The organism is Kitasatospora sp. NPDC094019, assembly GCF_044764505.1.
Lineage (GTDB): Bacteria > Actinomycetota > Actinomycetes > Streptomycetales > Streptomycetaceae > Kitasatospora.
Genome location: NZ_JBIWIF010000004.1, coordinates 209,838 through 228,897, shown reverse-complemented (window position 1 = coordinate 228,897; position 19,060 = coordinate 209,838). Strand labels below are relative to the sequence as shown.

Annotated in this window: 15 protein-coding genes; 5 read left to right on the top strand and 10 right to left on the bottom strand. The window is 73.3% G+C overall.

Translation table 11 applies throughout. The features are described from left to right. Nucleotides 1-665 precede the first annotated feature (665 nt). Entirely contained in the window at nucleotides 666-1,943 is a 1,278-nt protein-coding gene (purD, locus tag ACIQ9P_RS11135) for a phosphoribosylamine--glycine ligase (RefSeq protein WP_402353237.1), read from the bottom strand. A gap of 471 nt (nucleotides 1,944-2,414) precedes the next feature. Between purD and ACIQ9P_RS11130 the strand changes: the two genes are divergently transcribed. Beyond that, entirely contained in the window at nucleotides 2,415-3,200 is a 786-nt protein-coding gene (locus tag ACIQ9P_RS11130) for an SLATT domain-containing protein (RefSeq protein ID WP_402353234.1), read from the top strand. A 123-nt stretch (nucleotides 3,201-3,323) separates the two neighbouring features. Here ACIQ9P_RS11130 and ACIQ9P_RS11125 read toward each other — a convergent pair whose 3' ends face one another. The 3 genes from ACIQ9P_RS11125 to ACIQ9P_RS11115 all read right to left on the bottom strand — a co-directional run bounded on the left by ACIQ9P_RS11125 (nucleotide 3,324) and on the right by ACIQ9P_RS11115 (nucleotide 6,195). Next, nucleotides 3,324-3,971: a hypothetical protein gene (locus ACIQ9P_RS11125; RefSeq protein WP_402353231.1), complete on the bottom strand. Its 648-nt coding sequence runs from the start codon at nucleotides 3,969-3,971 to the stop codon at nucleotides 3,324-3,326. A gap of 120 nt (nucleotides 3,972-4,091) precedes the next feature. Beyond that, nucleotides 4,092-5,204 (bottom strand): GntR family transcriptional regulator, encoded by a 1,113-nt coding sequence (locus ACIQ9P_RS11120; protein WP_402353228.1) that lies wholly within the window; start codon nucleotides 5,202-5,204, stop codon nucleotides 4,092-4,094. A gap of 193 nt (nucleotides 5,205-5,397) precedes the next feature. Beyond that, on the bottom strand, nucleotides 5,398-6,195 hold the full coding sequence (locus ACIQ9P_RS11115; RefSeq protein WP_402353225.1) for a carbon-nitrogen family hydrolase: 798 nt from the start codon (nucleotides 6,193-6,195) through the stop codon (nucleotides 5,398-5,400). 174 nt (nucleotides 6,196-6,369) lie between these two features. Between ACIQ9P_RS11115 and ACIQ9P_RS11110 the strand changes: the two genes are divergently transcribed. Together ACIQ9P_RS11110 and ACIQ9P_RS11105 are read left to right on the top strand one after the other, a co-directional pair. Next, a complete protein-coding gene (locus ACIQ9P_RS11110; RefSeq protein ID WP_402353222.1) occupies nucleotides 6,370-7,191 on the top strand; it encodes a maleylpyruvate isomerase family mycothiol-dependent enzyme in 822 nt (273 codons plus the stop codon). 149 nt (nucleotides 7,192-7,340) lie between these two features. Then, nucleotides 7,341-8,180, top strand: a complete 840-nt coding sequence (locus tag ACIQ9P_RS11105; RefSeq protein ID WP_402353219.1) for a Bro-N domain-containing protein — start codon at nucleotides 7,341-7,343, stop codon at nucleotides 8,178-8,180. 80 nt (nucleotides 8,181-8,260) lie between these two features. Here ACIQ9P_RS11105 and ACIQ9P_RS11100 read toward each other — a convergent pair whose 3' ends face one another. From ACIQ9P_RS11100 to pdhA, 5 genes are all read right to left on the bottom strand, one after another. Then, a complete protein-coding gene (locus tag ACIQ9P_RS11100) occupies nucleotides 8,261-9,625 on the bottom strand; it encodes a nitrate/nitrite transporter (RefSeq protein WP_402353216.1) in 1,365 nt (454 codons plus the stop codon). Between the two features lie 99 nt (nucleotides 9,626-9,724). Continuing rightward, nucleotides 9,725-10,960 carry a M64 family metallopeptidase gene (locus tag ACIQ9P_RS11095; protein WP_402353213.1) on the bottom strand — a complete coding sequence of 412 codons (1,236 nt, stop codon included), beginning with the start codon at nucleotides 10,958-10,960 and terminating at the stop codon, nucleotides 9,725-9,727. A 487-nt stretch (nucleotides 10,961-11,447) separates the two neighbouring features. After that, entirely contained in the window at nucleotides 11,448-12,866 is a 1,419-nt protein-coding gene (locus ACIQ9P_RS11090; protein WP_402353210.1) for a dihydrolipoamide acetyltransferase family protein, read from the bottom strand. 15 nt (nucleotides 12,867-12,881) lie between these two features. Beyond that, a complete protein-coding gene (locus ACIQ9P_RS11085) occupies nucleotides 12,882-13,856 on the bottom strand; it encodes an alpha-ketoacid dehydrogenase subunit beta (protein WP_402353207.1) in 975 nt (324 codons plus the stop codon). Continuing rightward, the gene (pdhA, locus tag ACIQ9P_RS11080) at nucleotides 13,856-14,998 is read right to left on the bottom strand and encodes a pyruvate dehydrogenase (acetyl-transferring) E1 component subunit alpha (protein WP_402353204.1); all 1,143 of its coding nucleotides are present in this window, start codon (nucleotides 14,996-14,998) and stop codon (nucleotides 13,856-13,858) included. Before pdhA ends, ACIQ9P_RS11085 begins: the two co-directional genes overlap by 1 nt. 380 nt (nucleotides 14,999-15,378) lie before the next feature. Here pdhA and ACIQ9P_RS11075 point away from each other — a divergent pair, with 380 nt between their 5' ends. Together ACIQ9P_RS11075 and ACIQ9P_RS11070 are read left to right on the top strand one after the other, a co-directional pair. Then, nucleotides 15,379-16,038 carry a response regulator gene (locus ACIQ9P_RS11075; RefSeq protein ID WP_402353201.1) on the top strand — a complete coding sequence of 220 codons (660 nt, stop codon included), beginning with the start codon at nucleotides 15,379-15,381 and terminating at the stop codon, nucleotides 16,036-16,038. Between the two features lie 65 nt (nucleotides 16,039-16,103). Further along, the gene (locus ACIQ9P_RS11070; protein WP_402353198.1) at nucleotides 16,104-17,192 is read left to right on the top strand and encodes a phosphotransferase enzyme family protein; all 1,089 of its coding nucleotides are present in this window, start codon (nucleotides 16,104-16,106) and stop codon (nucleotides 17,190-17,192) included. Between the two features lie 37 nt (nucleotides 17,193-17,229). On the opposite strand, the gene ACIQ9P_RS11065 is transcribed toward ACIQ9P_RS11070, so the two are convergent. Then, nucleotides 17,230-19,038: a protein kinase gene (locus ACIQ9P_RS11065; protein ID WP_402353195.1), complete on the bottom strand. Its 1,809-nt coding sequence runs from the start codon at nucleotides 19,036-19,038 to the stop codon at nucleotides 17,230-17,232. Nucleotides 19,039-19,060 lie beyond the last annotated feature (22 nt).

Below are 19,060 nucleotides of genomic sequence, written 5' to 3'. Positions count from 1 at the left end.
CGAAACGATCAGTTCCGACCGGGAAACGGTGGTGTCCGAGCCCCGGTAGTACATGCTGTGTGGCGCTTCTGACATTTTCGACGCCCGGGTCCGGGTGGGTGTTCCGGATCGCCCCGGTTTCCACTCGTCCCGGTGACACCGCCCGAAAACCGGACGACCGCCCCCGGGAAGCGCCCGGCGGGTCCGGTCCGGCCGGACGCCGTCCAGCATCCCCCCGCACGGCCACCGCTACCCGGCGGCGGCCGGAAGCGGCCCGACCTGTGGTGCCGTGGTCCAGCGCACCATAAGGCCGGGCAGTCGGTTGCGTCAGCCGGATGCGGTCGCTGTCACTCGATGGGCTGGATTCCGGGGACCGAACGGTGTGGCGGCACCGGGTGTCGCTCCTGTCCCACCCGGCTCGGAAACGCCGGGGCGCGCTGCGGCCATGGGGGTTGTCCGGGAGGCCGCGGAGCGGGTGCGGGGGCACGGGGGGACGTCCGCGTCCGGGGGCCGCGCCGGCCGGTCCCGCGGGCGGGCCGGAGCGCGGGCGGGCGGGCCGGCGGGATCCGGGCCGCCCGATCGCCGACGGCCCGACGGGGCGGGCGGGCGCGGCCCGGAACGCCCGGGCCCCCGGCGCGCGCGGAGGCGTGCCGGGGGCCCGGAGGAGGGAACGGGGGCGGGTGCCGCTACCGCGCGGCCTTCAGCGCGATGTCCCCGCGGTGCTGGCCGCCGGCCAGCGAGATCAGCGCGACCGAACGGTAGGCCCGCTCGCGCGCCTCGACGAGGTCGTCGCCGGTCGCGGTGACGGACAGCACCCGGCCCCCGGCGCTCAGCACCCGGCCCTCGTCGTCCGCCTTCGTCCCGGCGTGCAGCACGTACGCGGTGCCGTCGGCGGCCTCGGCATCGGCCAGGCCCTCGATCGGGTCGCCGGTGCGCGGCGCGGCCGGGTAGCCCTCGGCCGCGATCACCACGGTGACCGCGGCGCCCTCGTCCCAGCGCAGCGGCTCCAGCTGGTCCAGGGTGCCGGTGGCCGAGGCGTGCAGCACGCCCGCCAGCGGGGTGCGCAGCCGGGCCAGCACGACCTGGGTCTCCGGGTCGCCGAAGCGGGCGTTGAACTCGATCACCCGGGTCCCGCGCGAGGTCAGTGCCAGACCGGCGTAGAGCAGGCCGGAGAACGGGGTGCCGCGGCGGCGCAGCTCGTCCACGGTCGGCTGCAGCACCGTCGCCAGGACGTCCTCGACCAGGCCCTCGGGGGCCCAGGGCAGCGGCGAGTAGGCGCCCATGCCACCGGTGTTGGGACCCTGGTCGCCGTCCAGGGCGCGCTTGAAGTCCTGGGCGGGCTGGAGCGGAAGGACGGTGGTGCCGTCGGTGATCGCGAAGAGCGAGACCTCGGGACCGTCCAGGTACTCCTCGATCACCACCCTCCCACCGCCCCGGCGGCCGGGAGCCGCCTCGACGCATGCCTCGGCGTGGGCCAGCGCCTCCGCGCGGTCGGAGGTGACCACGACGCCCTTGCCGGCGGCCAGGCCGTCGTCCTTGACCACGTAGGGCGGGCCGAAGGCGTCCAGGGCCTCGGCGGCCTCGGCCGCGGTGGTGCAGAGGTAGGAGCGGGCGGTGGGCACACCGGCGCCGGCCATCACGTCCTTGGCGAAAGCCTTGGAACCCTCCAGCAGGGCGGCCTCCGCGGAGGGGCCGAACACCGCGATGCCGGCCGCGCGCACGGCGTCGGCGACGCCCGCGACCAGCGGGGCCTCCGGGCCGACCACGACCAGTTCGGCGCCGAGCCGCCCGGCGAGCGCGGTGACCTGCGCGCCGTCGAGCTGGTCGACCGGGTGGACCGTCGCCACCTGCGCGATCCCGGCGTTGCCCGGGGCGCAGTGCAGCTCGGTCACGGCGGGATCTTGGGACAGAGAGCGGCACAGGGCGTGTTCGCGGGCGCCGCCGCCGATGACGAGGACCTTCACGCTGGGAGAGCCTAGTCGGTGGCCGGTTCCGGCCGCTCTCCGGTCCCGTAGGAAGAGACAACGGAGGGGGTCGGGTACACGCACGGCCTCGGAGGATCATCCAGTCCCGGGGGTCCCGCGGTCGCTCCGCGGTGCCCGGGTCAGGACAGCGGGTCACCGACGACTCCCTCGGACGGGTGAAATCCCGCCGACCGCCGCAACCCTCCCACCTCGGGATCCGGTGGCCGAATCCGATAACGATCATTGGTGAAGCGCCCCCATGGTCAGCCATTTGGCGGTAAGAAGTGCTGTTGGACCACCGTCGGCGGCCGTCGGCGGTACCGCCCCGGGACACCCGCACCCGCCCCGGAACGGCGGCGTGTTCGGCGCGTTGTCCGGCGTTTCACGAGCCGTCAGGCCGATGACACGTCAGTCCGCGCGGAGTCGGGACCAGTCAGACCAGCCGTCCGCCCGCCACAGGGAGCCCCACAGGTGAGCCAGCCGGAAATGCAGCCCGAGGAGAGTGCCTGGGGCAAGGAGATCGGCGAGGAGGATCCGCCCGCCGCGACCATCGCGCGCCAGGCGTCGACCCGCCGCCGGTCCGACCTGAGCGCCCGCCAGTTCCCGCTCGGGGACTGGGGCGAGCCCGCCGAGCGACTGGAGGAGCTGTACCGCTGGTCCGAGGAGCGGGCGGTCGAGGCGATCGACTGGTACCGCCGGGACCGGATCTGGAAGCGCCGCTGGGCCCGGCTGCTGCGCTTCGGCACGACCGGCTTCGCGATCGGCGGGGTCACCGCCCCGCTGGTCGACCTCACCGGGACGGTCTCGCACGCCGCCGGCTGGGGTTACGTCGGACTGGCGCTGGCCGGGGCCTGCTACGGCGCGGACCGGGCGTTCGGGCTGACCTCCGGCTGGATGCGCGACGTCTCCACCGCGCAGGCGCTGCAGCGACGGCTGGAAGCCTTCCAGTTCGACTGGGCCTCGGAGTGCGTCCGGGAGGTGCTCGGCCCCACCGAGGGGACGGCGGGCGAGGCCGCCGAGCGGTGCCTCGGAGTGCTGCGGAGGTTCTGCGAGGACGTCTCGGACATGGTCCGCACGGAGACCTCGGAGTGGATGCTGGAGTTCCGGGCCGGGATGACCCGGCTGCCCACCCAGGCCGCCGGCAGCTGGGGCGGGCGCACCGAGCCGGGCGTCGGGGCCCAGGTCCGGGTGCTGCCGCCGCCGGGGGCCAGGCCCACCATGCCGCGCCAGCGGCCGCCGGAGGGTCCGCTGCGGTAGCGGGAGGCGGCGGGGCCGGGGGCGGGGAGGCGAGAAGCCGGGCAGGCGGCCGGGGGTCGGCGGTCGCCGGCCGGCGCTCGGGCGAGGACGACGCGGCGGCTCGGGCGAGGACGGCCCGACGGCTCAGGCGAAGACGACCATCGAGCCCTGGTGCAGGCTCCGGGTCGCCGCCGCGTACAGGCCCGCCCAGGCGTGCCGCTCCCGGGCGAACGGGTGCAGGTCGTCCAGCGGCGGGCCGAACGGCTGCTCCAGGCCGGTCGGCCCGAGCGGCCGGGTCGGCGCCGGCGGGTCCAGCGGGTCGATGCCCAGCGCCGGGGCCACGGCCTGGAGTTCCCGCAGCAGCCCGTGGCTGGAGCCGAGCGGCCCGCCCGAGGCCAGCAGCGACTCCTCCACCAGCGGGGCGGCGAACTCGATCGGCACATAGGCGCCGGCGTGGTCGAAGTGCCAGACCAGGTGCGACTGCTCGGCGCTGCTCTCGAACATCTCCAGCAGCTGCTCGTAGTCCCCGCCCAGCGCGTCCACCGGTGTGATGTCCAGACCGGTGAGACCCAGCAGGTAGGCGCGGCGCAGGAAGTGCAGCGAGTCGTAGTCGAAGGCGGCTATCGGCTCGACCGCCCCGCTGAGTCCCGGCACGTACCGGTAGACCGGCATCTCGGGCAGGCCGTTCCCGGCCAGCACCCGGTTGTAGAGCGCGAAGTCGTCCCGGAACGGGTTGTCGGGGCTGTGGCTCAGTACGTCCACCAGCGGGACGAGCCAGAGGTCGCAGGCCATGGGCCGGCTCTTCCTCTCCGGGCGGCGGGAACCGGCCGCGCGGCGGCGGACGGCGAATGGGCGGGGGTCGGTACCCGGACGGTCGGTACGAGGAGCGGCCAGGACGAACGTCCGCCCACCCTACCGGCCCGGCGCGCGATGCGGATCGGGCCGTCCCTCGGGCAGTTGGCCGGACGGCGGATCGGGCAGCCGGCGACCGAACCGTCCGTACGGGACCGACCTCGGCTGCGGTACCAGACCGAGGCCCAGGCCCAGTTCCCGGCCCAGCTCGCGGCCGAGGTCGTGCTCCCGGCCCCGGGCGCCGCCGGCCTCCCGGCCCGGCTCCGCCGGGTGGTGCGCGGTACCCGGCGCCGGCTGTCCGGCCCCGGTCCCGCCCGGTGTCCACCCGGTCCGCGGAGCCTGCGCGGCGCTCTCCGGCCGCGGCCCGCCGTCGGCTTCCGCCCCCTCCCCGGCCGCGGGCACCGCACCGTCCGGCACCGCACCGTCCGGGACCCCGGTGACCGGGCGGCCGGTCAGCAGCGGCAGCACCCCCACCGTCTCCACCGGCTGCCCGGCCAGCTCGGCCAGCAGTCCGACCGTGAACAGGTTGTATTCGCAGACGATCCGGTGCACGCGCGCCACGTCGCGCGCCTCGATCGCGTCCACCAGGTCGAGGTGGCTGTCCCAGCAGACCCCGGCCAGCTGGGGCATCGACCGCAGGTACCGCGCGGCGAACATCCACGACTGCACCCGCAGCCAGTCCAGGTAGTCGGCGATCCGGCGGTTGCCCAGCAGGCCGGCCACCTCCTGCCAGAACCGGCGGTCGCAGCCCACCATCACGTCCAGGTTGCCCGACCGGGCCGCCCGCACCGCGGCGTCCGCCCGGCGGCGCAGCGAGGGCAGCCGGCTCTCGTCCGGCGGGCCGGGGTTCGCGGCCAGCCGCCGGACGTAACTGTCGGTGATCAGCACCCGGGACTCGAAGATCTCCCGGAAGTCGTCCCAGCCGAACTCGGGAACGGTGAAGCCCCGGTGGTGCTCGGCCCGGAGCAGTCCCTGCCCGGCGAGATCGACCAGCGCCTCCCGGGCCGGGGTCGCCGAGACCCCGTAGAGCTCGGCGATCTCCTTGACGGTGAAGTTCCGCCCGGCGGCGAGCCGGCCGGCCATCATCTCCTCGCGCAGCGCGCCCGCGATCTGCTCGCGCAGGCTGTTGCGCTGGATCACGGGACGGGTGCCGCCCGCGCCGGTGCCGAACATGCGCGCGACCTCCTCGGGCGGGCTGGCGGCCTGACGGGACAGGCCGGCGGAAGAACGGCTGGTAACACGACGAGGGCTCATCTTCTCAAAAAGGACACGGCTGTGTACAAGCCCCCACATGTGCCCCGCCGCGCTCCCGCCCTGCCCGGGCCCCGGCCCGACCCCGGCCCCGCTCCGGAGCCCCGGGGTGCCGTCAGCGCTGCACCGGCGCCGGGATACCGAGCAGCCGGTCCCGGTGCACCGGGAACTCCGCCCGCGCCCGGGTCACCTCGGCCGGATCGAACTCCACGGTCAGCACCTCCTCGCCGACCCCCGCCTCGGCCAGCACCCGGCCCCACGGGTCCACCACGATGCTGTGGCCCGCCTGCTCGACCCCGCCGTGCGTGCCCGCCGTGTTGCAGGCCAGGACGTACGCCTGCTCCTCCACCGCGCGCGCCCGGTTCAGCAGCGTCCAGTGCTCCCGCCGCCGCGCCGGCCAGGCCGCCGGGACCACCAGGACCTGGGCACCGGCGTCCAGCAGCGCCCGGAACAGCTCCGGGAAGCGCAGGTCGTAGCAGGTCGCCAGGCCCAGCGTGCCGACATCGGTGGCGGCCGTGACGATCTCCTGCCCGGCGCCCATCACCACCGCCTCGCCGCTGTCGAAGCCGAAGCGGTGGATCTTGCGGTAGGTGTGCACCAGCTCGCCGTCCGGGGCGAACAGCAGCGAGGTGTTGTAGATCGGCCCGTCCGGATCGCGCTCGACGATCGAACCGGCGTGCAGCCAGACGCCCGCCGCCTTCGCCGCCGCCGCCATCGCGTCCGAGGTCGGCCCGTCCAGCGCCTCCGCGCCGTCCGACCAGAGGTCGTAGGCGAAACCGCCGAGCGCCCACAGTTCGGGCAGCACCACCAGGTCGGATCCCCGCTGGGCCCGCACCAGGGCGGCCGCACGGGCCCGCCGTTCGGCCGGGGGCTCGGTGTCGGAGACCACGAGTTGGATCAATGAAGCGCGCACAGTACCACCGTCCACGGCAAGAGTCCTACGATCGTCACCCGAAAGCGCTGCCCTGCTCTCACCCGGCAGCGTAACGTGCGGTTAGCGTGTGCGCCCGGGACCCGGACCTTCCCGACCGGTCCCCGAGTGCGCGACACGCGTGGCAAGGCAGCTGACGGAGGGCCGGAGATTCCCGTGACGGACAACCAGACCGTGCAGGCGTACACCGACGCGTGGACGCAGTCCATCGAGGCGATATCCGAACTGGTGGCGCCCCTGCCGGAGGGCTCCTGGAACCGGGCCACCGAGTGCCCCGGCTGGTCGGTCCGGGACGTCGTCTCGCACGTGATCGCCGTCGAGTCCGAACTCCTGGGCGACCCGCGCCCGATCCACGCGCTGCCCCGCGACCTGCTGCACGTCACCACCGAGGCCGCCCGCTACCTCGAACTGCCCGTCGACAAGCGCCGGTGCCACACCGCGCTGGAGATGACCGGCGAACTGGACTACACGATCATCCGCCGCTCCCGGGCGCTGCGGAACGCCAAGCAGCTGCCGAACGAGCCGGTCCGCTGGCCGGCCGGCCCGCAGAGCCGCGACCTTCCGTACCACGAGCTGCTCCGCCTGCGCGCGTTCGACGTCTGGGCGCACGAGCAGGACCTCCGCCGCGCCCTCGGCACCCCGGGCAACCTCGACTCCCCGGCCGCGCTGGTCGCCCGTGACGTCCTGCTCCAGGGCCTGCCGAAGGCCGTCGCCCACCGGTCCGGCGCCCCCGCCGGCACCACCCTGGTCGTCGACGTCACCGGCCCGGTCGAGTTCCTGCGCACCGTCCGGGTCGACTCCTCCGGCCGCGGCAGCGTGGACGAGTCCATCAGCCTGGCCCCCGACGTCCAGCTCACCCTCGACTGGGAGACCTACGTCCGCCTCGCCTGCGGCCGCGGCCGCCCCGGCTCGGTGATCGTCGAGGGCGACCGGGAGCTCGCCAACCGCGTCCTGGCCAACTTCTCCGTCACCCCGTAGCCCCTCCGTTCACTCGCCCGGCGTACACGCACCGCGCGCGCCGGGTGAGTGCGCCTCGTGCTCCCGTACGTCACATTGGAACCAGTACCCCCCCCTGTTCGCCGTCGTTGTTCCGGGCAGCGTCACCCGAACGAAGGAGGGGCGTCCAGATGGACGACGAACAGACGATGCAGGGGCGGATGGAGCTGGTCCGGTCGAGCTTCCCGGTCACGGGACAACCGATCAGGGTCGTGATGATCGACGGCGAGCCGTGGTTCGTCACTGCGGACGTGTGCACGGTGTTGGGCCGAATGAACCCGAGCCGTGTCCGCGAGGTTGTCGGAATCGAACACACACAGCTGGTCAACTCACGCTTGATTAACCTAACTTTCGGGAAGGTTAATCGCGTTTCCGCAGGTGAGAAACCCTACGAGCGCGGCAATCCGATGCTGAACGTGATCAGCGAAGCCGGCCTCTACAAGCTGATCATGCGCTCGAACAAGCCGGCCTCCAAGCCGTTCCAGGAGTGGGTCAGCCGGGACCTGCTCCCCTCCGTCCGCCGGGGCGACACCGACATCCCCACCCAGCAACGGCGGATGGCGGAGACGCTCACCGACGCGATCGGGCAGCAGGTGTACGTCGTCGCACGGATCGAACACGAGGACTGGCCGGGCCTGACCGTCCACTCCGACGGCACAGTCCACTGCCGGCACGGGGAGATGTCCCTCCGGCTGCCCGGCCAGGACGACAGCGGGCCGCCGTTCGGCCCGTACTTCGAGTGCCGGGGCGGGGAGCACGTCGGGATCCGGGGGAGCCGACCGGTCCCGGGCTGCCCGAAGCTGCGGATCGTGGACCTGGTCCGGATGCGGGACGAGGCCCGGCCCCGGCCGGCGGCCGAACCGACGCGTGACGACGCTCTCATGTACGCGGTGGTGGACCGCGGCCGGATCGACCGGATCCACGGGACACCGCGGCAGTTCGCCGAGTTCATGCGCGAGTACCGGGGCTGAGGGAACTGGGGGATACCCTCAGTGGGACTGAGGGTATCCCCCATTTCCGCAGGTCGGGAAGGTCGTAAAGGTCGGAAGTCCTACGCCGGCTCCGCGGCAAGCCTCCGCCGCAGCCGAAGGATCATCACCGTGCCCACCGCCATCGGCACGTACTGCCAGCAGAACGCCCACCGGAAGGCGCTCGCGGAGTACCCGTCCGCCCCGGCCGGGGTGAGGGTGTCGAGCAGCACGCCGATGCCGAAGAGCGTGATCATCGTGCCGATGAAGCCGCCCATGTTCACGATGCCGGAGGCCGTGCCGAGGCGTTCGACGGGGTTTCGGGCGCGGGCGTAGTCGAGGCCGACCAGGGAGGCCGGGCCGTTGCTGCCCATCACCAGGACCACCGTGACCAGCAGCCAGAGCGGCGGATGACCCTCGGGCCAGGCGAGGGTCACCGCCCACAGCAGCGCGGTGACGCCGATGGTGGTGAGCACGATCGGCATCCGGGCCCGCGAGGTCCGGGAGAGCAGCCGGCCGAACAGGAAGCCGAAGCTCATGTTGGCGAGCACCAGCAGGGTGAGCACCCCGCCCGCCTCGGTACGGGTCATGCCCTGGGCCTGGACCAGGTAGGGCAGGCCCCACAGGAGACCGAAGGCGTTGCCGGGGAACTGCGTGGTGAAGTGGATCCAGAGCCCGAGCCGGGTGCCCGGCTCCCGCCACGCGTCCCGGACCTGGCGCCGGACGGCGAGCCGGGGCCGCCCGACCGCCGTGACGGCCGGCGGGGGCCCCTGCGGCGACTCGCGGAGGAAGAGCGCGACGAGCGCGAAGACCGCGATGCCCAGCAGGGCGATGGCGGTGAAGGTGGGCGTCCAGCCCTCGCTGTGCAGGGCCTGGGCGAGGACGACCGTGGTCACCAGGTTGCCGCTCATCCCGGCGAGACCGGTCAGCTGGGCCACCAGCGGGTTCTTCGCGGCGGGGAACCAGCGGGCGGCGATCCGCAGCACGCTGATGAACGTCATCGCGTCGCCGCAGCCGAGCACGGCCCGGGAGGCGAGCGCGGGCCCGAAGGCGTCGGAGAAGGCGAAGGCGAGCTGGCCGGCGCTGAGCAGCACCACGCCCAGCAGCAGGACCTTGCGCGGGCCGAACCGGTCGACCAGCACGCCGACGGGTATCTGCATGGCCGCGTAGACGAGGACCTGGAGGATCGAGAAGGTGGAGAGCGCCGAGGCGCCGATACCGAAGCGGTCGGCGGCGTCCAGGCCGGCGACACCGAGGCTGGTGCGGTGGATGACGGCCAGGACGTAGACGCTCGCCCCGATGGACCAGGCGGTCCAGGCGGCGCGGCCCCCGGGCGGCTGCCAGGGGCCGGCGGCGGGACCGGCGACGGGCCCACCGGTGCGGTCGGCTGTGGCGCGAGGAGCGGAGGCGGACAGGGGGCGGGCTGAACGGGCGGGCTCCACGGTCATAGTGGCCCCAGATTAGTCATCCCATCATTGGATGCCCAGGGTGACGGCCGCCACGGAGCCCGCCACGGGCCCGCTTCCCGCCCCGCCTCCGCCCACGCCTCAGCCGGCCACCGTCCAGGAGACCGAGCGCGTCATGTACCGCTCCCGGAACGCCTCGTCGCGCACCCAGTCCGTGGTGTCCCGGACGGTCGCCGTGACGGTCGCGGCGTGCCCGGGCTCCAGCGACAGCGACGCGGTGTCCAGCCAGCTGTGGTCCGCCGCCTGCGGCTCGACCGGGGCGCCGTCCACCGTCCAGTCCACCCGCAGCTGCCGGGCGCCGGTCAGCGGGAGCGGCCGGACCTCCAGCCGGGGCCGGCCGGTGACGTCGCCGGGGGCCGGAACGGCGGCGTCGGTGGGGCGGATCCGGCGGTAGATCTCCTCGATGATCGCCTCCCGCGAGGGCAGGTTGTAGGCCCCGCCGAGGGTGCGCATCACCGAGTCCGGGGTGGGCCGGTAGATGCCGTTGGCGCTGCGGTACGCGCCGATGGTCCCGGCGCCGTCCGGGGAGTCCGCGCCGAGCCAGCGCCACCACTTGGACTGTTTGCGGCGCATGTCGTCGGCGTTCTCGGTGGAGAGGTTGGGGTAGTCGGCGTCGTCGGGCGCGCTGTCGTACTCGTCGCCGAGGTCCCCGACGGTGTGCCCGATCTCGTGCTGGATGATCCGGCCCGCGTCGGGACTGCCGCCGGCGAGGGTGGTCACCCCGGTGCCGCCGGCGCCGCCGTACTCGGTGGAGTTGGCCAGCGCGATCAGGTACTGCGGGCCCTCGCCGCGGCCGGCGAACCGGGCCGTCGCCTCCTCGTCGGCGCAGAGCAGCCGGGCGGTGCCCTCGCACCAGAAGTGCATGCCGAGCGGGGTGGCCGGGCTGCGGCCGCGGCTCTCGGTCTCGGCGATGCCGGAGACCGGGGAGACCACCTCGACCCGCCTTATGTTGAAGAACCCCTGGTAGCTGCGGAACGGCTCGATCTCCATCAGCGCGCGCCAGGCCCGGTCGGCCTGTTCGCGGAACACGTCCTGCTCCTCGGCGGTGTAGCCGTCGCCGAGCAGGACGAGGGTGATCCGGTTGGCCGGGTCGCCGGTCCGCCGTATGTCGACGGTCGGCGCGTCCCCGGCGGTGCGCAGGTCGGCGTGCTGCACCGCGGTGTGCGGTGGGACCGCGCGGTCGGCCGGGGCGCCGGCCCCGATCACCCCGAACGGTGAGGGACCGACCAGTTCGAGCGCGGCCGGCAGTACGGCGGTGGACACCAGCACGAGCACGGCCAGACTCCGGACGATCGGGCCAGGGTTGCCAGGCGGCATACGGGTGCGTCCTCGACGTTCCGGTCACCCGCGTCGCCCGGGTGGTGGACGCGAAGACGTACCCGCACCGGCGTGTCGTCCTCACCGAAAGGCGAAAAAGTCACCGATGTGGACGAACCACAAGAATCCAACCAGTCATACCTATGAGTCCAGGCAGGCGGATATTGATCACCGACCGTGACTTTTCCGACGGCACCCCCGCCACCACGACCCAGCCGTCCGCCTCCGCCGCCGCGGTGCGGAAGTCCCGCCGGAACGGCGACAACCCCGCACGGAGTCGGACGTCCCATGCATCAGAGGACGAAACCCCTGGAGCCGCACCATGTACGAACAGACCGTCCGCCACGACGACGACACCGCCTGGTCCTGACCACCACTCGGGTCCTGCGACACCACCAGGAACCGGACACCACCGGGACCGCGGAACGAAGGGGCCCGGCTCCGCACGACGGTGCGGAGCCGGGCCCCTTCATGTCTCCCGGGCGGGTCAGCCCCAGGTGATCAGGCGCTTCGGGTGCTCCAGGATGCCCGCGATGTCGGCCAGCACCTTCGAGCCCAGCTCGCCGTCCACCAGCCGGTGGTCGAAGGAGAGGGCCAGCGTGGTGACCTGACGCGGGACGACCTTGCCCTTGTGCACCCACGGCAGTTCCCGGACCGCCCCGAAGGCGAGGATGGCCGCCTCACCGGGGTTGAGGATCGGGGTACCGCTGTCGACGCCGAAGACGCCGACGTTGGTGATCGTGATCGTGCCGCCCTGCATGTCGCCGGGCGCCGTCTTCCCCTGGCGGGCCGTCTCGATCAGCTCGCCGAGCGAGACCGCCAGACCGGAGAGGGTCCGGGCACCGGCGTCCTTGATGTTCGGGACGATCAGACCGCGCGGGGTGGCCGCGGCGATGCCGAGGTTCACCTGACCCTTGATGACGATCTCCTGGGCCGCCTCGTCCCACTGGGCGTTGATCCCGGGATGGCGCTTGACCGCGGTGAGCAGCGCCTTGGCGACCAGCAGCAGCGGGCTGACCCGGACGTCCCGGCCCAGCTCGCCGCTCTCCTTGAGCCGGCGGACGAACTTCATCGTCCGGGTCACGTCGACCTGGACGAACTCGGTGACGTGCGGAGCGGTGAAGGCCGAGGCCACCATCGCCTGCGCGGTCGCCTTGCGGACGCCCTTGATCGGCACCCGGACGTCGCCCGCGCCGGGCAGGACCACGGCGGCGGACACCGGGGCGGCGGACACCGGCTCGGCGGCCGGGGCCTCGACGGGAGCCGGCGCCGGAGCGGCGGCGGCCGCGTGGGCGTGCAGGTCCTCGCGGGTGATCACGCCGTCCGGACCGGTCGGGGTGACGGCCCGGAGGTCGATCCCGAGGTCCTTGGCCAGCTTGCGCACCGGCGGCTTGGCCAGCGGCCGGTCACCGGACACCTCGACGGCCGGCGCCGGGGCCGGGGCGGCGACGGGCGCCGGAGCCGGCGTGGGAGCCGGCCCGGCGGCCGTGGCGGTGGCGGTGACCGTGGTGCGCCGCGCCCGGCGCTGGCTGCCGCCGGTCCGCGGACCGTAACCGACCAGCACCTCGCGCCGCTCCGGCTCGGGCGCCTCGGGGGCCTCGACGACGGGGGCCGGGGCCGGGGCGGTGGCGACGGACGTCCCCGCCTCCCCGGCGACCGCGACCGAGATGATCGCGGTACCGACGTCGACCGTCGCGCCCTCCGGGAAGAACAGCTGCTCGACGACCCCGGTGAACGGGATCGGCAGCTCCACGGCGGCCTTGGCGGTCTCCACCTCGCAGACGACCTGCCCGTCGGTGACGGTGTCACCGGGCTTGACGTACCAGCTGAGGATCTCGGCCTCGGTCAGGCCCTCGCCCACATCGGGCATCTTGAACTCGCGGAGCGAGCGAACTTCGGTGGTCATCAGCGCTCCCCGGTCTCAGTACGCGAACGCGCGGTCGACGGCGTCGAGCACGCGGTCCAGGTCGGGAAGGAAGGACTCCTCGACCCGGGACGGCGGGTACGGCGCGTAGTAGCCGCCGACCCGCAGGATCGGCGCCTCCAGGTGGTAGAAGCACCGTTCGGTGAGCCGGGCGGCCAGTTCGGCGCCCATGCCCAGGAAGACCGGGGCCTCGTGCACCACGATGCCGCGTCCGGTCCGCTTGACGGACTCCTCCAGGGCGGCGAAGTCGACCGGGGTGAGCGAGCGGAGGTCGACGACCTCCAGCCGGCGGCCGTCCTCCTCGGCGGCCGCGGCGGCCTCCAGGCAGACCTTGACCATCGGCCCGTAGGCGATCAGCGTGGCGTCCGCGCCGGGGCGGACGATCCGCGCGTCGTGCAGGCCCAGGTCGGCGGCGTCGCCGACCTCGCCCTTGTCCCAGTAGCGCCGCTTGGGCTCCAGGAAGATCACCGGGTCGTCCGACTCGATGGCCTGGCGCAGCATCCAGTGCGCGTCGTGCGCGTTGGACGGCGTGACCACCCGCAGGCCGGCGGTGTGGGCGAAGTACGCCTCGTGCGACTCGCTGTGGTGCTCGACCGCGCCGATGCCACCCGCGTAGGGGATGCGGACGGTGACCGGCATCTTGACGTGCCCGAGCGCCCGGGCGTGCATCTTGGCCAGCTGGGAGACGATCTGGTCGAAGGCCGGGTAGACGAAGCCGTCGAACTGGATCTCCACGACCGGGCGGTAGCCGCGCAGCGCGAGGCCGATCGCGGTGCCGACGATCCCGGACTCGGCGAGCGGGGTGTCGATCACCCGGTCCTCGCCGAAGTCCTTCTGCAGGCCGTCGGTGATCCGGAAGACGCCGCCGAGCTTGCCGATGTCCTCGCCCATCAGGACGGTCTTCGGGTCGCTCTCCAGCGACTTGCGCAGCGCCCCGTTGAGCGCCTTGGCGATGCTGAGCTGGCCGGCCATCAGTGGTTCTCCCCCGCCTCGAAGGAGGCCGCGTACTCGATGTACCCGGCCCGTTCCTCATCGACCAGCGCGTGCGGCTCCGCGTAGACGTGGTCGAAGATCAGAGTGGGGTCGGGGTCCGGCATGCCGCGCACGCCCTCGCGCACCCGCAGCCCGAGCTGCTCGCTCTCGGTCTCGATCGAGGCGAAGAACTCCTCGTCGGCCAGGCCCTCCTTCTCCAGGAGGGTGCGCAGCCGGGTGATCGGGTCCTTGGCCTTCCAGGACTCGGTCTCGTCGGCCGCCCGGTAGCGGGTCGGGTCGTCGGAGGTGGTGTGCGCGCCCATCCGGTAGGTGAAGGCTTCGATCAGCACCGGGCCGTTGCCGGTGCGCGCGTGCTCCAGGGCCCAGCGGGTGACCGCGAGACAGGCCAGCACGTCGTTGCCGTCGACCCGGATGCCCGGGAAGCCGAAGCCGGAGGCGCGGCGGTAGAGCGGGATCTTGGTCTGGGTGGTGGTGGGCTCGGAGATCGCCCACTGGTTGTTCTGGCAGAAGAAGACCACCGGCGAGTTGTAGACCGAGGCGAAGGTGAACGCCTCGTTGACATCGCCCTGGCTGGAGGCCCCGTCGCCGAAGTACGCGATCACCGCGTCGTCGGCGCCGTCCTTGGTGATGCCCATCGCGTATCCGGTGGCGTGCAGGGTCTGCGCGCCGATCACGATGGTGTACAGGTGGAAGTTCTTCTCGTTCGGGTCCCAGCCGCCGTGGTTCACGCCGCGGAACATGCCGAGCAGGTTCAGCGGGTCGACGTCGCGGCACCAGGCCACGCCGTGTTCGCGGTAGGTGGGGAAGGCGTAGTCGCCCGGTCGCATCGCGCGGCCGGAACCGACCTGGGCCGCCTCCTGGCCCAGCAGTGAGGCCCAGAGGCCCAGCTCGCCCTGGCGCTGGAGCGAGGTCGCCTCGGCGTCGAAGCGGCGCACCAGTACCAGGTCACGGTAGAGGGCCCGGAGCTCGTCCGCCTCCACGGTGAGCGGGAAGTCCGGGTGCTCGACCCGCTCGCCTTCCGGGGTCAGCAGCTGTACGAGTTCCGGCTGGGCGTCCTTGGCCGTGGCGCGGACGCCGGGGGCAGCCTTCTTGCGGGCCCTCGCCGTGCTTTTGACGGTCACGTTCACTCCTCGGTCTGTCCGGCCGCCCGGGGTCGCCGGTGACCGGTCCGGTCACCGCCTCGCGGGGCGCGCGTGGGTGTGCGCACCCGCAGCGGGGCAGGTGGTGATCCTTTTCCGACGGCGTCCCTCACGAGAACGTTACCCAGCGTCCGTCCTCGACGCGTCTGCGCTAGGACGTCCTACTTGTTCGGGGTCTACAAACCGCGCGTGTGGCGCAGCTCTCAATTCGGTCGCGTTCAGGACACCAGCGCACGTTATCCGGGCGGAGGCTCCGGCGTAAGGGGGTTACCGGCATCGGTTTGGACCGCTCTGGCCGGATCGTGCCCCCGCCGCGCTGCGGGCAAGAGGTCTTTCGTAGGGTGATATGGGAGGCTTTGCGCGTGACTGATAAAGGACAAATCACGGTATTCCTCCTCGACGACCACGAGGTGGTCCGCCGGGGTGTCCATGAACTCCTCTCCGTCGAGGAGGACATCGAGGTGGTCGGTGAGGCCGGCACCGCGGCCGAGGCGCTGACCAGGATCCCCGCCGTCCACCCCGATGTCGCGGTGCTCGACGTCCGGCTGCCGGACGGCAACGGCGTCGAGGTCTGCCGGGAGATCCGGTCCCGGCTGCCGGAGATCAAGTGTCTGATGCTGACCTCGTTCTCGGACGACGAGGCCCTGTTCGACTCGATCATGGCGGGCGCCTCCGGCTACGTGCTGAAGGCGATCCGCGGCACCGACCTGATCACCGCGGTCCGGGACGTCGCGGCCGGCAAGTCGCTGCTCGACCCGGTCGCCACCAGTCGGGTGCTGGCACGGCTGCGGGACGGCGGCGAGAAGGAGGACGAACGGCTCGCCCAGCTCACCAAGCAGGAGCGCCGCATTCTGGACCTGATCGGCGAAGGGATGACCAACCGTCAGATCGGCAATGAACTGCACCTCGCCGAAAAGACGGTGAAGAACTACGTCTCCAGTCTGCTCGCCAAGATGGGGATGGAGCGACGGACCCAGGCGGCGGCGTTCGTGGCACGGCACCAGGCGGACCAACAGCACTGATCTTGGTGCAGCACACAATTGAGGAACTGTCAAGGACCCCCGCCGAGAGGTCCTAACCTCTGGCTGTGACTTTCAGCCAGACCCTTGCCTGTGCACCAGCCCGTCCCGACCTCACCGCTCCCCCGATAGGAACGCTCAGCCCTCCCGTCCCCCACGCGGCGCTCGCCGAGGTCCTGCGCCGGTACCGGGTGGGCCGCCTGCTCACCGCCGAACCCGTCGCCGAGGGCCTGCTGAACCGCGGCTACCGGGTCACCACCGAGGCCGGCGGCTACTTCCTGAAGTGCTACGTCGACGCCGCGACCGCCGGCCGCGAGGCGGTCGCCGGCCACCACCGGGCGATGGGCGCCCTCGCCGCCCTGGGCCTGCCCGTCGAGCCCCCGCTCGCCCTCGCCGAACGGACCGGCACCATCGCCGCGTTCGGCGGCCGACTGTTCGCCCTCTTCCCCTGGGTGGACGGCGGGCACCGCCACGGAACCGAACTCTCCCCGCCGCAGTGCGCCGAACTGGGCGCGCTGCTCGGTCGGCTGCACAGCGCCCTCGACGAGGTCTGCGCCCCCGTCGCACAACCCTCCGGCTACCGCAGCGCCGATCCGCTCGACAGCTCCGCGCTCGCCCACGACCTGCGCGAACGGGCCCGTGAGCACCGCCCGCACGACGAGCTGGACGCGCTGGCCGAACGCCGGCTGACCGAACGGCTGGAGCTGCTCGCCGAGCACGCCCACCGGCGCCCCGCCCCGGGGGCCGCCCCGCCCACCGGCTGGACCCACGGCGACTTCCACGGGCTCAACCTGCTGCACCGGGACGGACGGATCGCGGCCGTCCTGGACTGGGACAAGCTGGGACGGCAGCCGCGGGCCGAGGAGGCCGTCCGCGCGGCCACCCTGGTCCTCAACGACCGCGCCACCGGCGTACTGGACCTGGTCCGGGTGCGGCACTGGTCCCAGGCGTACCGGGCCACCGGCGCCGCCACCGCCGAGCATCTGGCCGCCGCGGCCCACCGGGTCTGGTGGGAGCGGCTGAACGACTTCTGGATGCTCCAGTGGCGCTACCAGCGGGGCGACCACCGGGCCGACCCGCTCTATCCCGCCTCGGCGGGCCAGTTGGCGTGGTGGTGCCAGGAGTACGAGCAGGTCCTGGACGCCTTCGCCAACTGACCCGGGGGCCGGCCGTCGGGCGACCGCCGGGCAGCCGTCAGGGAACGGCCGGGGTGGCCGCACCGCCGGTCGGCTTCTGAGTGTTGCCGCCGGCACCGCCGCCGGCCGGGGGCGTCTGGCTGCCGGCCCCGGTCGGCGGCGGGTTGGTCGCCGGCGGTGCCGTCGCCGGGGGCGTCGTCGCGCCGCCGCCCGTCCCCGTGGTCGGGGTGTTGGTCGGCGGGGCGGTGGCCGACCCGGTCGGCGAGGTGGTCGGGCTCGGCGCCTTGCTGCCGGTCGTGCTCGGCGTCGCCGGCGGACTGGTCGTGTGCTTGCCGGTCGGCTGGCTCGGTGCCTGGCTCTGGTTGCCGCCGTTGTTGTTGGTGTCGGTCGGCTGCTGCGGACGGCGCGAGGTCTGACCGGCCGGGGGCGTGGTCGTGGTCGAGCCGGCGCTGGGCGCGGTCGCCTCCGGCGCCGTCGACACCACCCCGGTACTCGGGCCGAGGTCGCTCGGCTTCCCGCCGCCGCCGCCGTTGTCGTTGCCGCTCAGCGCCATGGCGATGCCCGCACTGGCCGCGACGACCACCGCAACGACGGCGGCCACCCAGCGCCACGGACGACGCCCGCCGCCGCCACGCCCGTGCCCGCCGCCCTGCCCGCCGTCCGAACCGTCGCCGTCGCCGTAGGGCGGGTAGGCGGAGGACGGCGTGTGCGGGCCGCCCGGCACCTGGTACGGCAGCATCGCCGTCGGGTCGCCCGGGACACCCGCCCCGAGCACCGCCGTCTCGTCCACGCCCATCGGCGGCATGCCGCCGTAGCCCTGGCCGGCCGCGGCCAGTCCGGCCGTCGCGCCGATCGGCCAGCCGCCGGTGCCGCCGGTGAGCTCGCGCAGCGCGTGCTCGATGTGGGCGCGGAACTCGTCCGCGTCCTGGAAGCGGTCGTCCGGGTTCTTCGCGAGCGAGCGCAGCACCAGGTGGTCCAGGCCGGCCGGGACCCGCGGATTGGCCTGCGAGGGCGGCACCGGCATGTCCTGGACGTGCTGGTAGACCACCGACAGCGGGGTGTCGCCGGTGAACGGCGGTCGCAGCGCCAGCAGTTCGTAGAGCATGCAGCCGGCGGCGTACAGGTCGGAGCGGTGGTCGACCGGCTTGCCCAGCGCCTGCTCCGGCGAGAGGTACTGCGGGGTGCCCATGACCATGCCGGTCTGGGTCATGGTCGAGGCCGTGCCGGTGAGCGCCCGGGCGATGCCGAAGTCCATCACCTTGACCGCGCCGGTGGTCGTGATGATCACGTTGGCCGGCTTGATGTCACGGTGCACGATGCCGTGCCGGTGACTGTAGGCGAGCGCCTCCAGCACCCCGGCGATGATGATCAGCGCCTGGTCGACCGGCGGCTCCTCCGCGTCCACCAGCAGCTCGCGGACGGTCCGGCCCTCGACCAGCTCCATCACGATGTACGGCGTCGACTCCTCGCCGACGTACTCCTCGCCGGTGTCGTACACGGCGACGATCGCGTGGTGGTTGAGCGCCGCGACGGCGTGCGCCTCCCTGGTGAAGCGGAGCCGGGCGATCTCGTCCTGGGCCAGCTCGCCGCGGAGCAGCTTCACCGCGACGGTCCGTCCGAGCCGGACGTCCTGGGCCGCGAGCACCTCGGCCATGCCGCCCCGGCCGAGCCGGTGGGTCAGCCGGTAGCGGCCGTCACCGACCGTGCCCAGCGGGGCGGCGGTGCCCCGGCCGGGCGTCTGCGGAGCGCCGTACGGCGGGAGCGCGGTCGTTCCGGCGTCGCCACCGGGCTCGGGCATCCTGGGGGGCCCGCCGCCCGGACCGGTCGCCCAGGCCCCGTCGTCGTCCGGATGCTGCGTCTGTGCCATCGCTCCTCGCCCCGGGCCTTCG

Bases quoted from the DNA above. Each gene is read 5' to 3' on its own strand.
- ACIQ9P_RS11105 (WP_402353219.1), top strand. From the start codon at position 7,341: ATGGACGACGAACAGACGATGCAGGGGCGGATGGAGCTGGTCCGGTCG.
- ACIQ9P_RS11125 (WP_402353231.1), bottom strand. From the start codon at position 3,971: ATGGCCTGCGACCTCTGGCTCGTCCCGCTGGTGGACGTACTGAGCCAC.
- ACIQ9P_RS11090 (WP_402353210.1), bottom strand. From the start codon at position 12,866: ATGACCACCGAAGTTCGCTCGCTCCGCGAGTTCAAGATGCCCGATGTG.
- ACIQ9P_RS11120 (WP_402353228.1), bottom strand. From the start codon at position 5,204: ATGTTCGGCACCGGCGCGGGCGGCACCCGTCCCGTGATCCAGCGCAAC.
- ACIQ9P_RS11065 (WP_402353195.1), bottom strand. From the start codon at position 19,038: ATGGCACAGACGCAGCATCCGGACGACGACGGGGCCTGGGCGACCGGT.
- ACIQ9P_RS11095 (WP_402353213.1), bottom strand. From the start codon at position 10,960: ATGCCGCCTGGCAACCCTGGCCCGATCGTCCGGAGTCTGGCCGTGCTC.
- ACIQ9P_RS11085 (WP_402353207.1), bottom strand. From the start codon at position 13,856: ATGGCCGGCCAGCTCAGCATCGCCAAGGCGCTCAACGGGGCGCTGCGC.
- ACIQ9P_RS11100 (WP_402353216.1), bottom strand. From the start codon at position 9,625: ATGACCGTGGAGCCCGCCCGTTCAGCCCGCCCCCTGTCCGCCTCCGCT.